Source organism: Mycetocola reblochoni REB411 (assembly GCF_900163835.1).
Taxonomy (GTDB): Bacteria; Actinomycetota; Actinomycetes; order Actinomycetales; family Microbacteriaceae; genus Mycetocola_B; species Mycetocola_B reblochoni.
The window spans coordinates 1-14,993 of the sequence record NZ_FUKR01000056.1; the positions used below are offsets into that span (position 1 = coordinate 1).

Genomic DNA, 14,993 nt, shown 5'->3' on the forward strand with positions numbered 1-14,993 from the left:
CGCCTCCGACGGGTGATCCGGTGACGGGTGAGGGTGAGGAGACGACCCCGCTGCCCGCCGACCCGGGCCTGAGCGTGACGAAGATCGGCACCCTCGACCCCGACGCCGAGGTGCGTGCGGGCGCGGTGCTGAACTACACCTTCCACGTGGCCAACACGGGGAATGTGACTTTGAGTGATGTTGCTCTGGATGATCCGCGTCTGAATGGTGCGGAGGTGGTGTTCCAGTGGCGTGATGATCAGAGTGCTGGGGTGCTGGTTCCGGGTGATTCGGTGACGGCGTCGGCGGAGTATGTGTTGACGCAGGCGGATGTGGATGCGGGTGTCGTGGAGAACACGGCGACGGGTTCGGGGACGCCTCCGACGGGTGATCCGGTGACGGGTGAGGGTGAGGAGACGACCCCGCTGCCCGCCGACCCGGGCCTGACGCTGGAGAAGGACGGCGAGCTGTCCGCCGACGCCCGAGCGGGCGAGCGGGTGGACTACCGCTTCACCGTCGCGAACACGGGGAACGTGACCCTCACGGGCATCACCCTCAGCGACGTGCTCGACATCACCGGTCTGGCCTTCGACTGGGATGCCACGGAGCTGCAGACCCCTGGCACGCTCACGCCGGGCGACCGTGTCACCGCCACGGCGGCCTACACGCTCACCCAGGCCGACGTCGACGCCGGGACGATCCTCAACAGCGCGACGGCGAGCGGGACCCCTCCGGCGGGCGACCCGGTCACCGACGGCGACGACGCGACCGTGCCGCTGCCCGCCGACCCGTCGATCGAGATCGTCAAGACCGGCCTGTTCGACGCGGGCTTCACCGGGGTGCCCGGCGACACCGTCAGCTACGGCTTCGAGGTCCGGAACACCGGGAACGTCACGCTCAGCGGCGTCGTCATCGCCGACCCCCTGCCCGGCCTCGGCGAGATCGTCGTCGACGGCTGGCCGGGTGACGCGGGCGTGCTCGCTCCGGGACAATCCGTGACCGCGACCGCGCCGTACACGCTGACCGCGGCGGACGTCGACCGCGGCGAGGTGCTCAACACCGCGACGGCGAGCGGGACCCCTCCGACGGGCGACCCGGTCACCGGCGGCGACGACGAGACGATGACCATCCCGTCCGAGCCGGCGATCCAGCTGGACAAGAGCGGCGTGCTGACCCCCGGCGACGGCCCGGCTCAGGCCGGGACGGTGGTGGAGTACTCCTTCACCCTCACCAACATCGGCAACGTCACTCTCGGCGACGTCACGCTCGCGGACGAGCTCGAGGGTCTGCGCGACCTCACGCTGACCTGGACCGACGAGCAGACGGCCGGCACTCTCGCCCGCGGCGGGCAGGTCACGGGCACGGCGAGCTACGCGCTCACGCAGGCGGACATCGACGCGGGCGTCGTGACGAACCTCGCGACGGCGACGGGAACGCCGCCGAGGGGAGCCGACCCGGTCTCCGACGAGGACACGGTGGACGTCCCCGTGCCGCGCGAGTCCCAGCTCGAGCTGGTGAAGACCGCGAGCGCACCCGACGGCGAGCTGCGGGCCGGCGACGAGGTGCGGTTCGAGTTCCGCGTCACCAACACGGGCAACACCACTGTGAGTGACGTCGTCATCGACGACCCGCTGCCCGGGCTCGGCGAGATCGCCTACGACTGGTCGGGGGCTGCGGGCGAGGGCGTTCTTCGTCCGGGCGAGGTGCTGCTCGCCAGCGCGGGGTACACGCTCACCCAGGCGGACGTCGACCGCGGCAGCGTCGCGAACTCGGCGACCGTCACCGGTGACACGCCCGATGGCGGGGACCCGGGCGACGATGACGGCACCGAGCTGCCCATCCCGGCCGCACCGGCCATCGCGCTGGACAAGTCGGGGGAGCTTCCCGGCGGTGCTGCGGCGTCCGCCGGTGACACGGTCGAGTACTCCTTCGAGCTGAGCAACACGGGCAACGTCACGCTCCACGGCGTCGCGGTCAGCGACCCGCTGCCCGGCCTCGGCGCGATCAGCGTCGCCGAGTGGCCCGGCGAGTCGGGCGTCCTCGCACCGGGGCAGACGGTCACGGCCCGCGCGGACTACACGCTCACCCAGGCGGACGTCGACCGGGGCTCGGTGGCGAACACGGCCACGGCGAGCGGGACGCCGCCGGACGGCGGTGACCCGGTCACCGATGTCGACGAGGTGCTGGTGGAGATCGAGCCCGCGCCCGCCATCGAGGTCGTCAAGGACTCGAGCCTCGAACCCGGCGCCACCGGGGTGGCCGGCGAGACCATCCGCTACGACTTCCTTGTGCGCAACACCGGGACCGTGACGGTGGACGACGTCCGGCTCAGCGACCCGCTTCCCGGCCTGTCGGCGATCGAGTTCGGCTCCTGGCCGGGCGAGACCGGCGTCCTCGCGCCCGGTCAGCTCGTCGCGGCGACCGCGTCGTACACGATCACCCAGGACGACGTCGACCGCGGCTCGGTCGAGAACACCGCGACGGGCACGGGCACGACGCCCGGCGGCGACACCGTCGAGGACGAGGGGTCCACGACGACCCCGCTGCTCCAGGACTCGGCGCTCCAGCTGGTCAAGAGCGGCTCGATCGATGAGTCCGCTCCGACCGTCGCGGGGGATGTGGTGCGCTTCACCTTCGAGGTGAGCAATGTGGGGACCACGACCGTCTCCGGTGTCGTCATCACCGATCCGCTTCCGGGCCTCGGCGCGATCACCGTCGCGGAGTGGCCGGGCGCGCCCGGCGTCCTGGCGCCAGGCCAGAGCGTGCTCGCCACGGCCGACTACACGCTGACTCAGGCGGACGTCGACCGCGGCTCCGTCGAGAACACCGCGACCGTCACCGGCACGCCCCCCGGCGGCTCGCCCGTCGGAGGGGAGGACGGGACGACCGTTCCGCTCCGGCCGGTCAGCGGTGTCGAGGTCGCCAAGTCGGCTGCGGTCGTCGGAGGGGGCGCCGCGGCGCTGGACTCGACCATCGAGTACACGATCACGGTGGTCAACACCGGCGGCACGACGCTCACCGGCGTCGTCGTCGACGACCCGCTGCCGGGGCTCGGCGCCCTGCGCCTGGTCTGGCCGGGCGAAGCCGGAACGCTGGCTCCGGGCCAGACGGTCACGGCGACGGCGGACTACCGGGTCACGCAGGCGGACGTCGATGCCGGGCAGGTCGCGAACACGGCGACGGTGACGGCGACACCGCCGGTCGGCCCGACCGTGACCGGAGGCGACACCGTGACGGTGGACGTTCCGGGGCCGCTGCCGAGCACGGGCGCCGAGTCGGCGGTCGCGCTCGCGGTGCTCGCCGCGTTGCTGCTCGCCGCGGGTGTCCTCGTGGTCACGCGGCGCCGCCGGTCGGCTCCCGTCGTCGGGACGGCCGGCTCGGAGGACTGAGCACGATCGAGGGGGCGGGGCCGCGCACGGTGCGGCCCCGCCCCTCGCGCTGCAGCCGGCCTCTGTGCTCGGAAGCCCCCGACGGTGTGGACGCCGCGCGTCATCCGGGCGCCGGGCGCCCGCGAGCGCGGATAGCCTTGACCCATGACCGCTGAGCCCCACTCCACCGCGCCCGCCACGACCGGAGGGCGCGTGCCCGTCGACGGTCCCGGAGCCGCCGTCCGGTCCGTTCCCGGTGCCGTCGACGCGGAGGGGCTGGCCGGGATCGCCGAGCGCATCGCCGTTCGCGCGGCCGAGCTCGTCGCCCGGCGTCGCCGCGACGGCGTGAGCGTCGCCGCGACCAAGTCGAACCCGGTCGACATCGTCACCGCCGTCGACCGCGAGTCGGAGGACCTCATCCGCGAGCTGATCCTCGCCGAGCGGCCCTCCGACGGCTTCTTCGGCGAGGAGTCGGGCGGTTCGGGCACGGGCACCTCCGGACTCACCTGGGTCGTCGACCCGATCGACGGCACGGTCAACTACCTCTACGGCATCCCCGACTACGCGGTGAGCATCGCCGTGGTCAGGGGAGAGCCCGACCCGCGGCGCTGGGAGGCACTCGCCGCCGTCGTCGTGAACGCCGCCACCGGGGAGGTGTTCCGCGCGGTGCGCGGAGGGGGCGCCACCCGCGACGGGGTGCCGCTCCGGGTGAACAGCGGGGTCCCCGTCGATCGTGCGCTCATCGGCACCGGATTCGGCTACGACCCGCGCCGCCGCGTGTGGCAGGCGGGACTGGTCAGGGAACTGCTTGCCGAGGTCAGGGACATCCGCCGTCTCGGCTCCGCCGCCCTCGACCTCTGCTACCTGGCGCAGGGCCGGATCGACGGCTTCTTCGAGCGCGGCCTGCAGCCCTGGGACCACGCGGCCGGTGCGCTCGTCGCCGCCGAGGCCGGCGCGCGGGTCGAGGGGCTCAACGGCGCCCCGGCGTCGAGCGACTTCCTCCTCGCAGCCGAGGAGGGGCTGTTCTCAGCGCTGCACGAGCGGCTCGTCGCGGCGGGGGCCGACGACACGTCCTTCTGACGCGTGCGGCGCCCGTCGAGCGAGCCCTGCGGCGCCCCTCGGACGCGCGGAAAACGTGACCTACTGGCCCTGCTCCCGGTACCGCGCCTCGGTCGCGTCCTTTTGCGGGGCCCACCAGCCCTCGTTGTCGCGGTACCAGGCGATCGTGCTCTCCATCCCCGAGCGGAAGTCCGCGTAGCGCGGCGCCCAGCCGAGCTCGTCGCGCAGCTTGCTCGAGTCGATCGCGTAGCGCATGTCGTGACCGGGGCGGTCGTTGACGTGGTCGTACGCGTCGCGCGGCTGGCCGAGCAGCTCGAGGATCAGCTCGACGGTGTCCCTGTTGTTCTTCTCGCCGTCGGCGCCGATCAGGTACGTCTCGCCGATCGCGCCCCTCTCGAGGATCGTCAGCACGGCGGAGGAGTGGTCGTCGGCGTGGATCCAGTCGCGCACGTTCTCACCCGTGCCGTAGAGCTTGGGACGCTCGCCGCGGAGCACGTTCGTGATCTGGCGGGGGATGAACTTCTCGACGTGTTGGTACGGACCGTAGTTGTTGGAGCAGTTCGAGATCGTCGCCTCGACACCGAAGGAGCGCACCCAGGCCCGGACGAGCAGGTCGCTGGCGGCCTTCGTCGACGAGTAGGGGCTCGACGGGTTGTACGGCGTCGACTCGGTGAAGCGCGCCGGGTCGTCCAGCTCCAGGTCGCCGTAGACCTCGTCGGTGGAGATGTGGTGGAAGCGGGTGCCGTGACGGCGAACCGCCTCGAGCAGCGTGTAGCTGCCGATGATGTTGGTGTCGAGGAACGGCCGTGGGTCGTGCAGGGAGTTGTCGTTGTGGCTCTCCGCGGCGTAGTGGACGACCGCGTCCGAGCGCTCGACGAGGGGGTCGACGAGCTCGGCGTCGGCGATGTCGCCCTTGACGAAGCGGAATCGGTCCGAGGGCAACCCGTCGAGAGAGGCGAGGTTGCCCGCGTAGCTCAGCTTGTCGAGCACGGTCACCGTGTGGTCGGTGTTGGCCAGGACGTAGTGGACGAAGTTGGATCCGATGAATCCGGCGCCGCCGGTAACGAGGAGTTCAGACACGCGCTCAGTGTAACCGGGCCGGGTGGCCGACCCGTGAGCGTCGTCCCCCGGCCCGGGCGTACGCTGGCGTGCATGAGAGCAACCGTCCTGCACGCCGCCCGCGACATCCGCCTCGACGAGGTCCCCGACCCCGTGATCGCCGTCCCCTCGGACGCCATCGTCCGCGTGGTCGCCGCCTGTGTCTGCGGCTCCGACCTCTGGCCCTACCGCGGCATCACGCCGACCGAGAAGCCCAAGCGGATCGGCCACGAGTTCGTGGGCGTGGTCGAGGAGAAGGGGCGAGACGTCACCGGAATCGCCGTCGGCGACACGGTCATCGCGCCCTTCTACCACTGCGACGGCAGCTGCGTGAACTGCCGCAACGGCGTCAGCACCTCCTGCGTGGAGGGCGGCTGGTGGGGTGCGGACGACCGGGACGGCCACTTCGCCGACGGCGGCCAGGGCGAGTACGTCCGGGTCCCGCACGCCGCGGGCACGCTGACGGTCGTCCCCGGGCCGGTCGACGCCGCGCTGATCCCCTCCCTCCTGACCCTCAGCGATGTCTTCGGCACCGGTCACCACGCCGCGGTCTCCGCGGGGGTGCGCCCCGGTGCAACGGTGGCCGTGGTCGGTGATGGCGCGGTCGGCCTGAGCGGTGTGCTCGCCGCCGTCCGGCTCGGTGCCTCGCGCGTCGTCGCGATGTCGCGGCACGAGGACAGGCAGCGGCTCGCCCGCGAGTTCGGGGCGACGGACGTCGTCGCGGAGCGCGGTCAGGAGGGCATCGACCGGCTCGCCGACATGTTCGACGGCATCGGCCCCGACTGCGTCCTCGAGTGCGTCGGCACGAAGGAGTCGATGGATCAGGCGCTGCGCTCGGCGAGGCCCGGTGGACAGGTCGGCTTCGTCGGCGTGCCCAACGGCGGACCGGAGCTGCCGGTGCGGACGATGTTCGCCACGAACGTCGGGGTGAGGGGAGGAGTCGCGCCGGTGCGGGGCTACGTCGCCGAGCTGCTGCCCGAGGTGCTGGACGGCTCGCTCACTCCCGGCAAGGTTTTCACGCGTGAGCTGCCGCTGGACGACATCGCTGAGGCGTACCGGTTGATGGACGAGCGTGAGGAGATCAAGGTCCTCGTGCGGCCGTGACGGCTGGGGACCGGCGGTGCCGGGATCGGGCGATGCCGGCGTCGAGGCGGGCGGCCCGGTTGTGACACGCGCGGGTTACAGAACGGAGTTCTCATGGACGCGTGCGGGATGCTATTCTCATCTGGTGCCACGATCGCTGGCACGCGCCCCGATAGCTCAGTGGTAGAGCACTTCCATGGTAAGGAAGGGGTCGCCAGTTCAATCCTGGCTCGGGGCTCGTTGCACATCCACGTTGGGTGAGTACGCGGCAGGGTAGCTCAGTTGGTGAGAGCGCACGACTCATAATCGTGAGGTCGCGGGTTCAAGCCCCGCTCCTGCTACAGATGTCCAGATCAGCCCCGGCCTCGGCCGGGGCTGATCCTGTTTACGGGGGCGCGTCATCGTCCGCTCGGACGCGACGGTTCGTCGTGTCCCGGACCGGCCCGCGGGGAAAGGCCTCAGCTCAGGCGGCGGAGCTGCGACGCGGTCGGGCAGTCGAAGGGGTCGCGTGCGGCCAGGCCGACGCGGTTGAGGTACGCGATGACGATGCCGTAGGACTCGAGCAGGGACGTCTCGGTGTACGGCACGTCGTGGGTCTGGCAGTACTCGCGCACGATCACCCGCGCCTTCGCCAGGTGCGGGCGCGCCATGCTCGGGAACAGGTGGTGTTCGACCTGGTAGTTCAGCCCGCCCATGAGCGCCGTCGCCCACCACCCGCCGCGGATGTTCCGTGAGGTGCGCACCTGCTTGGTGAAGAAGTCGAGCCTGGCGTCCTTGGCGATGACGGGCATGCCCTTGTGGTTGGGCGCGAAGGACGCACCCATGTACACGCCGAAGACCGCCAGCTGCACCCCGAGGAACGCGAACGCCATGCCGAGCGGGAGGAGCAGGAACAGGGGCGCGAGGACGATGACGAAGCGCGCGGCGATGATGCCGAGCTCGGTCCAGCGGCCCTTCACCTTGCCAGGGGTCAGCAGGTATTTCAGGCTCTGCACGTGCAGGTTGATCCCCTCGAGGGTGAGGAGGGGGAAGAACAGCCAGCCCTGTTTGCGGGTGATCAGCCGGACGATGCCGCGTGATCTGGCCGCGTCCTCGTCGAGGAAGGAGATCGTGTCGACGGCGATGTCCGGGTCCTTGCCGACACGGTTGGGGTTGGCGTGGTGACGGCTGTGCTTGGAGTCCCACCAGGCGTAGCTCATGCCGATCGACCCCGCGAGGACGCGGGCAAGTCGGTCGTTGGCCGGCCCGGTGGAGAGGATCTGGCGATGGGCGGCCTCGTGGGAGAGGAAGGCGATCTGGGTGAAGACCAGCCCCAGGCCCCCGGCGACGATGAGCTGGAGCCAGCTGTCGCCGAGCAGGAGGAACGCGGCGACGCAGCCCGCGAGCGCCACGAGGATGACGGCTGCCGTCGAGGCGTAGAACCAGAAGGCGCGGCGGAGCAGCCCGCCCTCCCTGACGACCTGCGACAGCTGGGTGTAGGTCTTCGCCATCGGGGGGAAGGTGTCGGTGGTGGCGTAGCTTTGGCGGATGGGCCCGAGAGTGGACTCGCGGACGGCGGTGGGGGAGGCCATGATCGGCACCTGCTTAGATCGGTGACGACTGCGGTGGTCGTCGATCCGGAGCGGACAGGCGGCCGCCCATCGCTGTGCCAACCGTAACCGCACCGGTATGCAGGCGTGGCTATCGCGGGCTGATGCTCAGGATCGATGTCGGCGTCGTCCAGCGGGACACGCCGCGCGGTCAACGGCTCCGTCCCCGCCTGAGGTTCGTGCCACGGCGCAGCCGCGAGCTCACCTGCCCGACAGTCGGGGGTGCCCCGTCGGGGGACGGGGCCCGAGCTCCCGGCCGAACCCCCACACCTGCAGCGTGGCGTGCCGGGACTCGGCGACGGTGAAGTCCTGCTCGGGCATCCGTTCGAAGCCGAGGGACCGGTAGAGCCGGTGGGCGGCCGTCATGTACTCGGCGGAGTGGAGGCGCAGGCCGTCGGCGTCGAGCGTGCGCGCCCGCTCGAGGGCGAAGCCGATCATCGCGGCGCCGAGGCCGCGACGGCGTGCGGAGGGGGCGACGGCGAGCAGGGAGCAGTGCGCCCAGCCGTCCACCACGGCACGCGAGGTGGAGATCGTCGCGACGGGCTCCGTCCCGTCGAACGCCAACCAGATGTCGTCGTCGGCGACCCTGTCCTGCGGTCGGGCGAGCCGCCGGCGGTACTCAACGCTGAGCGGCGCGTAGTCCGCCTCGTACGAACGGAGCAGCAGCCGGGCGACGGACGGGAGCTCCTCGGCCGACGCCCTGCGGACTGTCCGTCCCTGCGACGCCGACGGCTGGGCGCCCTGCTCGTCTTCTGCGGTGGTCATCGACCCCATTATCGCCCGCGGGCATAGGCTTCACGGGTGACCCCCGCCGCCGTGCCTCCCATTGCCTCCGCAGCTGACGCCGTCGTCCGCGCGTCCTCCGACGGGACCGAGACGGGCGGTCCGGAACGCCCGCCTGGGCCGTTGAGCACGGGCATCCTCGCCTTCGTCGAACACGGCCGGGCCGCCGGCGCCCGCTCCCGCGCGCTCGAGGACGGGCTGGCACTCGTCCAGCTGGCCGAGGACCTCGGCTACGACAGGGCCTTCGTCCGCGCCAGGCACCTGGAGGACTACCTGTCCTCCCCGCTGACCTTCCTCGCTGCGGCTGCGCAGCGCAGCGAACGCATCGGGCTGGGAACCGCGGTGATCCCGCTGCGCTACGAGGACCCCATCCGGCTGGCCGAGGACGCGGCGACCGTCGACCTGCTCAGCGGTGGGCGGCTTCATCTGGGCTTCAGCAGCGGCTACGCCCAGAACGAGGCCGTCTTCGCGCCCGTCTACGGTGCCATCGACCGGCCGTTCGCCGCGGAGGCCGAACATCGGCTGCGGCGTTTTCTCGCCGCGGTGGAGGGGACCCCTGTCACCACGGCGGACGAGCACACCGGCTTCGCCGCGGCGGGGACGCCGCTGCGCGTGACCCCCGACGCCCCCGGCCTCGCCGGGCGCGTCTCCTACGGGGCCGGCCGGCTGGCGTCGGCCGCCCGGGCGGGGGAACTGGGCGTCCACCTGCAGCTGTCGACGCTGAGCACCGGGAGGGACGACGGCGGCTTCGAGGCGGGGCAGCTCGCGCAGATTCGGGCCTACCGGGCGGCGCGCGCAGAGGTCACCGACGTCCCCGGGCACGTCAGCGTGAGCCGGATGATCCTGCCGATCCTCGACGCCTCCGACGCCGAGGCGCTCGCTCCTCTGCTCGACCGCGACGCCGAGCGCCAGCGCGCCGAGCACTCCGACGCGCCGCCGTCGATGCAGTTCGGGCGGGTGCACGCCGGTGACCCGGATGCCATCGTCGCCGGGCTGCTGGCTGACCCTGCGCTCGCCGAGGCCGATGAGCTCATCCTGGCGCTGCCGTTCGGGCACGGGGACACGACGGTGCGGCGGATGATGCGCGCGGTGGCGGTCGAGGTGCTGCCGGGGCTTCGCCGCTAGGCTGGTCCGGTGGCAGTGAATCCTGAGATCAAGGGGCGGGTCTTCCCGCCGACGGAACCCTACCTGGTTGGCCGCGAGAAGGTCCGCGAGTTCGCCCGTGCGGTGGGAGCCCAGCACCCGACGCACCACGACGTCGCGGCGGCACGCGCGGCCGGGTACGCCGACGTGGTGGCGCCGACGACCTTCGCGGTCGTCGTGCAGGAGCTCACCCTCGCGCAGCTCCTCGCCGAGCCGGATGCGGGCATCGACTTCTCCCGCGTCGTGCACGGCGATCAGCGTTTCAGCAGCACCAGGCCCATCGTCGCCGGCGACGAGCTGACCGCGACGGTCACCGTCGCGGACGTCAAGAGCCTCGGCGGGCACTCGATGGTCACCGCGAGCACCGACGTCGTCGACGCCGACGGCGGGCACGTCGTCACCGCCATCTCCACTCTCGTCGTCAGGGGGGACGAATGACCGCGAACACTCCCGCACCCGTCCTCGCCGAGCTCGAGCAGGGCCAGGTCGTCGCCGAGCGCACCCTCGCGTTCAGCAGGGACAGCCTCGTCCGCTACGCGGGCGCCTCCGGCGACTTCAACCCGATCCACTACCGCGACGACGTGGCCGCGTCGGTCGGCCTCCCCGGGGTCATCGCCCACGGCATGCTGACGATGGGCGCCGTCGTCCAGCCGGTCGTCGACTGGCTCGGCGACCCCGGCCGCATCAGGGACTACCAGGTCCGCTTCACCCGTCCCGTCGTCGTCGACCCTGTCGCGGGCGCCGAGGTCGAGGTGACGGCGACCGTCGCCCGCATCGACGCGGAGGCCTCGACCGCGCGGATCGACCTCACGGTGCGGTTCGGCGGGCAGACGGTGCTCGGCCGCGCGCAGCTCGTCGTCGGGCTGGACTGAGCCGTGACCTCGCCGCTTCTGGCCGAGCACACCACTCTTCGGGTCGGCGGGCCGGCCGACGAGATCGTCACGGCGGCGACGGAGGAATCGCTCGTCGCCGCTGTCGCCGCCGTCTGGGACAGGGGGGAGGACCCCCTGGTCGTCGGCGGGGGATCGAACCTGCTCGTCGGTGACGACGGCTACGACGGCACCGTCGTCCTGGTCAGGACGACGGGGATTCGGCGTCTGGACTCCGACGAGGGCCGCGTGCGGCTGCGCGTGCAGGCGGGCGAGAACTGGGATGCGCTCGTCGCGGCGACCGTGGAGTCCGGCTGGTCCGGCATCGAGGCGCTGTCGGGAATCCCCGGCTCGGTGGGGGCGGCGCCCATCCAGAACATCGGCGCCTACGGACAGGACGTCGCGGGCGTCCTCGTCGGTGTCACCGTCCTCGACCGCGAGAGCGGCGACCGGGTCCACCTGGACGCCGCCGAGCTGGCGCTCGGCTACCGGACCTCCGTGCTCAAACGGCACGGTGGACTGCCGCCGGTGAGGGACGCCGTCGTGCTCAGCGTCGACATCGAGCTGGTCGAGTCGGGGGGCCGTTCGCAGCCGGTGGCCTACGAGCAACTCGCGCGTGCGCTCGGCGTCGAGCTGGGCGCGGTCGTCGCGCCGGCCGAGGTGCGCTCGGCCGTGCTTGCGCTCCGCGCGAGCAAGGGAATGGTGCTCGATGCCGCCGACCCCGACACCCGCAGCGCGGGGAGCTTCTTCACCAACCCGACCGTGCCGGCGGCCGTCGCTGCCGTCCTCCCCGCCTCCGCTCCGCGGTGGCCCGTCGAGGACGGCACGGCGGCGGACACGGTGATCCCGCTGGACCGGTTCGACGGCTCGGTCCCGGCGCCGTCGGGGCACGGAGCCGCGCGGGTGAAGCTCAGCGCGGCATGGCTCATCGAGAACGCCGGGATCCCCCGCGGCTTCGCACTGCCGCGCTCGCGGGCCGCGATATCGAGCAAGCACACCCTCGCGCTCACCAACCACGACGGTGCAACCGCCGCCGAGGTCGCTGAGCTGGCCCGCTTCGTCGTGCTGCGCGTGCGCGCCGAGTTCGGCGTCGACCTGGTACCCGAGCCGGTGACGCTCGGCGTCGAGATCTAGGGCTTCCCGTCGCCCGTCGATGACGCCTCCCCTGCGTGGCGTCCGTGGCGCGAGCGGGACCGGCGCGTGCCGGGGGCGGTCGGGTCGCGGAGCGGGTCCGGCTCCGGGCCGAAGACGGCGGTGCGGATCAGCCCGGGGTCCACGCCGGCGTCGATGAGCTGTGCCCGTACCGAGGTCATGAACGGGATGGGGCCGCAGACGACGACGACAGCCCCGTCGGGCACGTCGGTCGCGGAGACGCGCAGGTGCCGATCCTCCTGCGCGCGCCCGTCGGTGAACCAGAGGACGGCGTCGGCGCCGGGCAGCCGCGCGAGGAGCTCGTCCAGCTCGCCCCTGTGTGCCAGGCGCTCCGGCGTCCGGTCGCTGTGCAGCACACGGATCGTCCTCGCGTCCCCGGTGTCGGCGAGGTAGTGCAGGATCCCGAGGAACGGCGTGATCCCCGCGCCCGCGCTGATCATGACCAGGGGCACACCCTCGTCGGGCAGGCCGACGGCGCCGAAGGGCAGGGAGGTCCTGATGGTGTCGCCCTCGTGGACCGTGTCGACGATCGCGTTCGACACCTCGCCGGGCAGGTAGGCGGCGTGGGAGCCGCGGGTCGGCTCGATGCGCCTGACGGTGATCCGCCAGCGCCCGTCCATGCCCGGCGACGACGACAGACTGTACTGCCGGATCTGCTCCGCGCCGTCCGGGAGTCGCATCTGCACCGAGATGAACTGTCCGGGGAGGAAGGACGGCAGCGGGGGCTGCCCCTCGGGCGCGGCCAGGACCAGTGATACGGTCCCCTCCGCGGCCTGCTGCCGGTCGATGACGAGCCGGTCGCCCCACACCTCGCCGTCGCCGACGTGGGCGTGACGGTACAGCGCGCTCTCCGCCGCGACCAGCTCGTCGGCCATCAGCCAGTACACCTCGTTCCAGGCCGCGCCGACGTCGGCCGTCACCGCGTCGCCGAGGACGGCGGCGATCGCGGCGAAGAGGTGCTCGTGCACGACCGGGTACTGGTCCTCGACGATGCCGAGGGAGGCGTGCTTGTTGCTGATCCTGGCCATGAGCTCGGCCACGGGCGGAGCGCCCGGCGTCGTGAGGTGCCGGGCGAAGGCGACAACCGCACCCGCGAGCGCGCGCTGCTGGTCGCCGCGGGCCTGGTTGCCCCTGTTGAACAGGTCGGACTCGAGCGCGGGGTGGGCGGAGAACAGCCGGCGGTAGAAGTCCGCGCTGATCTGCTCCATGTGCTCCGAGACGAGGGGGAGCGTGGCCGCGATCAGCGTCGCGGATCGTGGGGTGAGCATGGGTGTCCTTCCGTCGATGACCGCGCGGTCCGGGCGCCGACGGTCCGTCGCCCGATCGCGCTGCGGCCCGGCGACGGCCGGGACGGGGGAGCGCCGGGGGCGCGGGGCCGGCGTGTGCTCGCGGGCGGGCCGATGTGGCCGCACCCAGCCTGGAACACCGCGAGCCCTCCGCGCCGGGACGGAGGGCTCGCCTGGGGACAACCGGTGACCCGCCCCGTTCGGGTCGGTGGGGCCGGAGGGGCGGCCGGTCAGCCGAAGAGGCGCTGGAGGCGCTGGATCCCCTCGAGCAGCGGCTCGTCGCCGAGGGCGTAGCTGAGTCGGAGGTAGCCGGAGGGGCCGAAGGCCTCGCCGGGGACGGCGGCGACCTCGGCCTGGTCGAGGACGAGATCGGCGAGCTCGAGCGAGGTGTGCGCGGTTGTGCCGTTCCAGTCGCGGCCGAGCAGCCCGCTGACGTCGGGGTAGACGTAGAACGCACCCTCGGGGACGGGCGTGACGACGCCGGGGATGCGGTTCAGCTCCTCGACGATGAGCCGTCGCCGGCGGTCGAAGGCGCGGCGCATCTGCTCGACGGCGTCCTGCGGGCCGGTCAGGGCGGCGATCGCGGCGCGCTGCGCGACGTTGTTGACGTTCGAGCTCAGATGGGATTGCAGGTTCGCGGCCGCTTTGATGGCGTCCGACGGCCCGACCATCCAGCCGACCCGCCAGCCGGTCATGGCATAGGTCTTGGCCACGCCGTTGACGAGGATGGTCTGCTCGGCCAGTTCGGGGACCGCCTGGAGGATCCCGGTCGCCGAGGTCGGGGCGGCCTCGGGGTCCTCGGTGTAGGTGAGGTTCTGGTAGATCTCGTCGCTGATGACCCAGATACCGTGGGCGAGCGCCCACTCCCCGATGGCGCGCACCTGCTCGGGGGAGTACACGGCGCCGGTGGGGTTCGACGGGGAGACGAACAGCAGCACCTTCGTCCGGTCCGTCCGTGCGGCCTCGAGCTGCTCGACGGTGACCAGGTAGCCCTGCTCGGCCCCGGCGAACACCTCGACCGGAACACCGTCGGCCAGGCGGATCGCCTCGGGGTAGGTGGTCCAGTACGGGGCGGGGAGGAGCACCTCGTCGCCCGGGTTCAGCAACACCTGGAAGGACTGGTACACCGCCTGCTTGCCGCCGTTGGTGACGATCACCTGGCCGGGGGTTGCGGCGTGGCCCGAGTCGCGCGCGGTCTTGTCGGCGATCGCCTCGCGGAGCTCGGGCAGTCCCGCGGCCGGGGTGTACCGGTGGTTCTTCGGGTCGACGACGGCGCGTTCGGCGGCCTCGACGATGTGCGCCGGCGTGGCGAAGTCGGGCTCGCCCGCCGCGTAGCTGATCACGGGGCGGCCGGAGGCCTGCAGAGCCTTGGCCTTGGCGTCGACCTTGAGGGTCGCGGACTCGGCGATGGAGGAGATTTTCGTTGAGAGTCGGGGTGTCTGTGCCACGGTACGAGCATAGGCGGTGCCCGGTTCCAAGCGGGGAATCCGTCAGGATCGGTGCCGGCCGAATGTGTGAACGCGTGTTCAGGAATATGTGTTGCAGTTGTGGTGACGTCGCGTCCCCGATGGCCGCCTCCCCCGG

The 14,993-nt window shown here is 72.1% G+C and carries 12 protein-coding genes and 2 tRNA genes; 9 read left to right on the plus strand and 5 right to left on the minus strand.

What is annotated here, in order from left to right; all coding sequences use genetic code 11:
* Window positions 1-20 precede the first annotated feature (20 nt).
* Both FM119_RS09760 and FM119_RS09765 read left to right on the plus strand, forming a co-directional pair.
* Complete coding sequence (locus FM119_RS09760; protein ID WP_087137611.1) at window positions 21-3,368, plus strand: DUF7507 domain-containing protein; 3,348 nt, start codon at window positions 21-23, stop codon at window positions 3,366-3,368.
* 144 nt (window positions 3,369-3,512) lie between these two features.
* Window positions 3,513-4,427, plus strand: coding sequence for an inositol monophosphatase family protein (locus FM119_RS09765; protein WP_087137612.1), 915 nt, complete (start codon window positions 3,513-3,515; stop codon window positions 4,425-4,427).
* Between the two features lie 60 nt (window positions 4,428-4,487).
* On the opposite strand, the gene rfbB is transcribed toward FM119_RS09765, so the two are convergent.
* A complete protein-coding gene (rfbB, locus tag FM119_RS09770) occupies window positions 4,488-5,486 on the minus strand; it encodes a dTDP-glucose 4,6-dehydratase (protein ID WP_087137614.1) in 999 nt (332 codons plus the stop codon).
* 72 nt (window positions 5,487-5,558) lie between these two features.
* Between rfbB and FM119_RS09775 the strand changes: the two genes are divergently transcribed.
* The 3 genes from FM119_RS09775 to FM119_RS09785 all read left to right on the plus strand — a co-directional run bounded on the left by FM119_RS09775 (window position 5,559) and on the right by FM119_RS09785 (window position 6,928).
* Complete coding sequence (locus tag FM119_RS09775; protein WP_087137616.1) at window positions 5,559-6,608, plus strand: zinc-dependent alcohol dehydrogenase family protein; 1,050 nt, start codon at window positions 5,559-5,561, stop codon at window positions 6,606-6,608.
* Between the two features lie 145 nt (window positions 6,609-6,753).
* Window positions 6,754-6,825: transfer RNA gene (locus tag FM119_RS09780), tRNA-Thr, on the plus strand.
* Between the two features lie 29 nt (window positions 6,826-6,854).
* Window positions 6,855-6,928, plus strand: a tRNA-Met gene (locus tag FM119_RS09785).
* A gap of 117 nt (window positions 6,929-7,045) precedes the next feature.
* Here FM119_RS09785 and FM119_RS09790 read toward each other — a convergent pair.
* Both FM119_RS09790 and FM119_RS09795 read right to left on the minus strand, forming a co-directional pair.
* Complete coding sequence (locus FM119_RS09790; protein ID WP_087137754.1) at window positions 7,046-8,158, minus strand: fatty acid desaturase family protein; 1,113 nt, start codon at window positions 8,156-8,158, stop codon at window positions 7,046-7,048.
* A gap of 219 nt (window positions 8,159-8,377) precedes the next feature.
* Window positions 8,378-8,941, minus strand: a complete 564-nt coding sequence (locus tag FM119_RS09795; RefSeq protein WP_179205286.1) for a GNAT family N-acetyltransferase — start codon at window positions 8,939-8,941, stop codon at window positions 8,378-8,380.
* 36 nt (window positions 8,942-8,977) lie between these two features.
* On the opposite strand from FM119_RS09795, the gene FM119_RS09800 reads away from it, so the two are divergent.
* The 4 genes from FM119_RS09800 to FM119_RS09815 are packed head-to-tail and all read left to right on the plus strand — an operon-like array spanning window position 8,978 to window position 12,105.
* Window positions 8,978-10,084: an LLM class flavin-dependent oxidoreductase gene (locus FM119_RS09800; RefSeq protein ID WP_087137620.1), complete on the plus strand. Its 1,107-nt coding sequence runs from the start codon at window positions 8,978-8,980 to the stop codon at window positions 10,082-10,084.
* A gap of 9 nt (window positions 10,085-10,093) precedes the next feature.
* Entirely contained in the window at window positions 10,094-10,540 is a 447-nt protein-coding gene (locus FM119_RS09805) for an FAS1-like dehydratase domain-containing protein (RefSeq protein WP_087137622.1), read from the plus strand.
* Complete coding sequence (locus FM119_RS09810) at window positions 10,537-10,974, plus strand: MaoC family dehydratase (protein WP_087137624.1); 438 nt, start codon at window positions 10,537-10,539, stop codon at window positions 10,972-10,974. The genes FM119_RS09805 and FM119_RS09810 overlap by 4 nt, the downstream gene beginning before the upstream one ends.
* Window positions 10,975-10,977: 3 nt before the next feature.
* On the plus strand, window positions 10,978-12,105 hold the full coding sequence (locus FM119_RS09815) for a UDP-N-acetylmuramate dehydrogenase (protein ID WP_087137626.1): 1,128 nt from the start codon (window positions 10,978-10,980) through the stop codon (window positions 12,103-12,105).
* Here the strand turns inward: FM119_RS09815 and FM119_RS09820 are convergent.
* Together FM119_RS09820 and FM119_RS09825 are read right to left on the minus strand one after the other, a co-directional pair.
* The gene (locus FM119_RS09820; RefSeq protein ID WP_087137628.1) at window positions 12,102-13,391 is read right to left on the minus strand and encodes a globin domain-containing protein; all 1,290 of its coding nucleotides are present in this window, start codon (window positions 13,389-13,391) and stop codon (window positions 12,102-12,104) included. The two genes, FM119_RS09815 and FM119_RS09820, sit on opposite strands and share 4 nt — an antisense overlap.
* 248 nt (window positions 13,392-13,639) lie before the next feature.
* Window positions 13,640-14,857, minus strand: coding sequence for a pyridoxal phosphate-dependent aminotransferase (locus FM119_RS09825; protein WP_087137631.1), 1,218 nt, complete (start codon window positions 14,855-14,857; stop codon window positions 13,640-13,642).
* Window positions 14,858-14,993: the final 136 nt, after the last annotated feature.

Bases quoted from the DNA above. Each gene is read 5' to 3' on its own strand.
- FM119_RS09765 (WP_087137612.1), top strand. From the start codon at position 3,513: ATGACCGCTGAGCCCCACTCCACCGCGCCCGCCACGACCGGAGGGCGC.
- FM119_RS09775 (WP_087137616.1), top strand. From the start codon at position 5,559: ATGAGAGCAACCGTCCTGCACGCCGCCCGCGACATCCGCCTCGACGAG.
- FM119_RS09790 (WP_087137754.1), bottom strand. From the start codon at position 8,158: ATGGCCTCCCCCACCGCCGTCCGCGAGTCCACTCTCGGGCCCATCCGC.
- FM119_RS09795 (WP_179205286.1), bottom strand. From the start codon at position 8,941: ATGACCACCGCAGAAGACGAGCAGGGCGCCCAGCCGTCGGCGTCGCAG.
- FM119_RS09810 (WP_087137624.1), top strand. From the start codon at position 10,537: ATGACCGCGAACACTCCCGCACCCGTCCTCGCCGAGCTCGAGCAGGGC.
- FM119_RS09820 (WP_087137628.1), bottom strand. From the start codon at position 13,391: ATGCTCACCCCACGATCCGCGACGCTGATCGCGGCCACGCTCCCCCTC.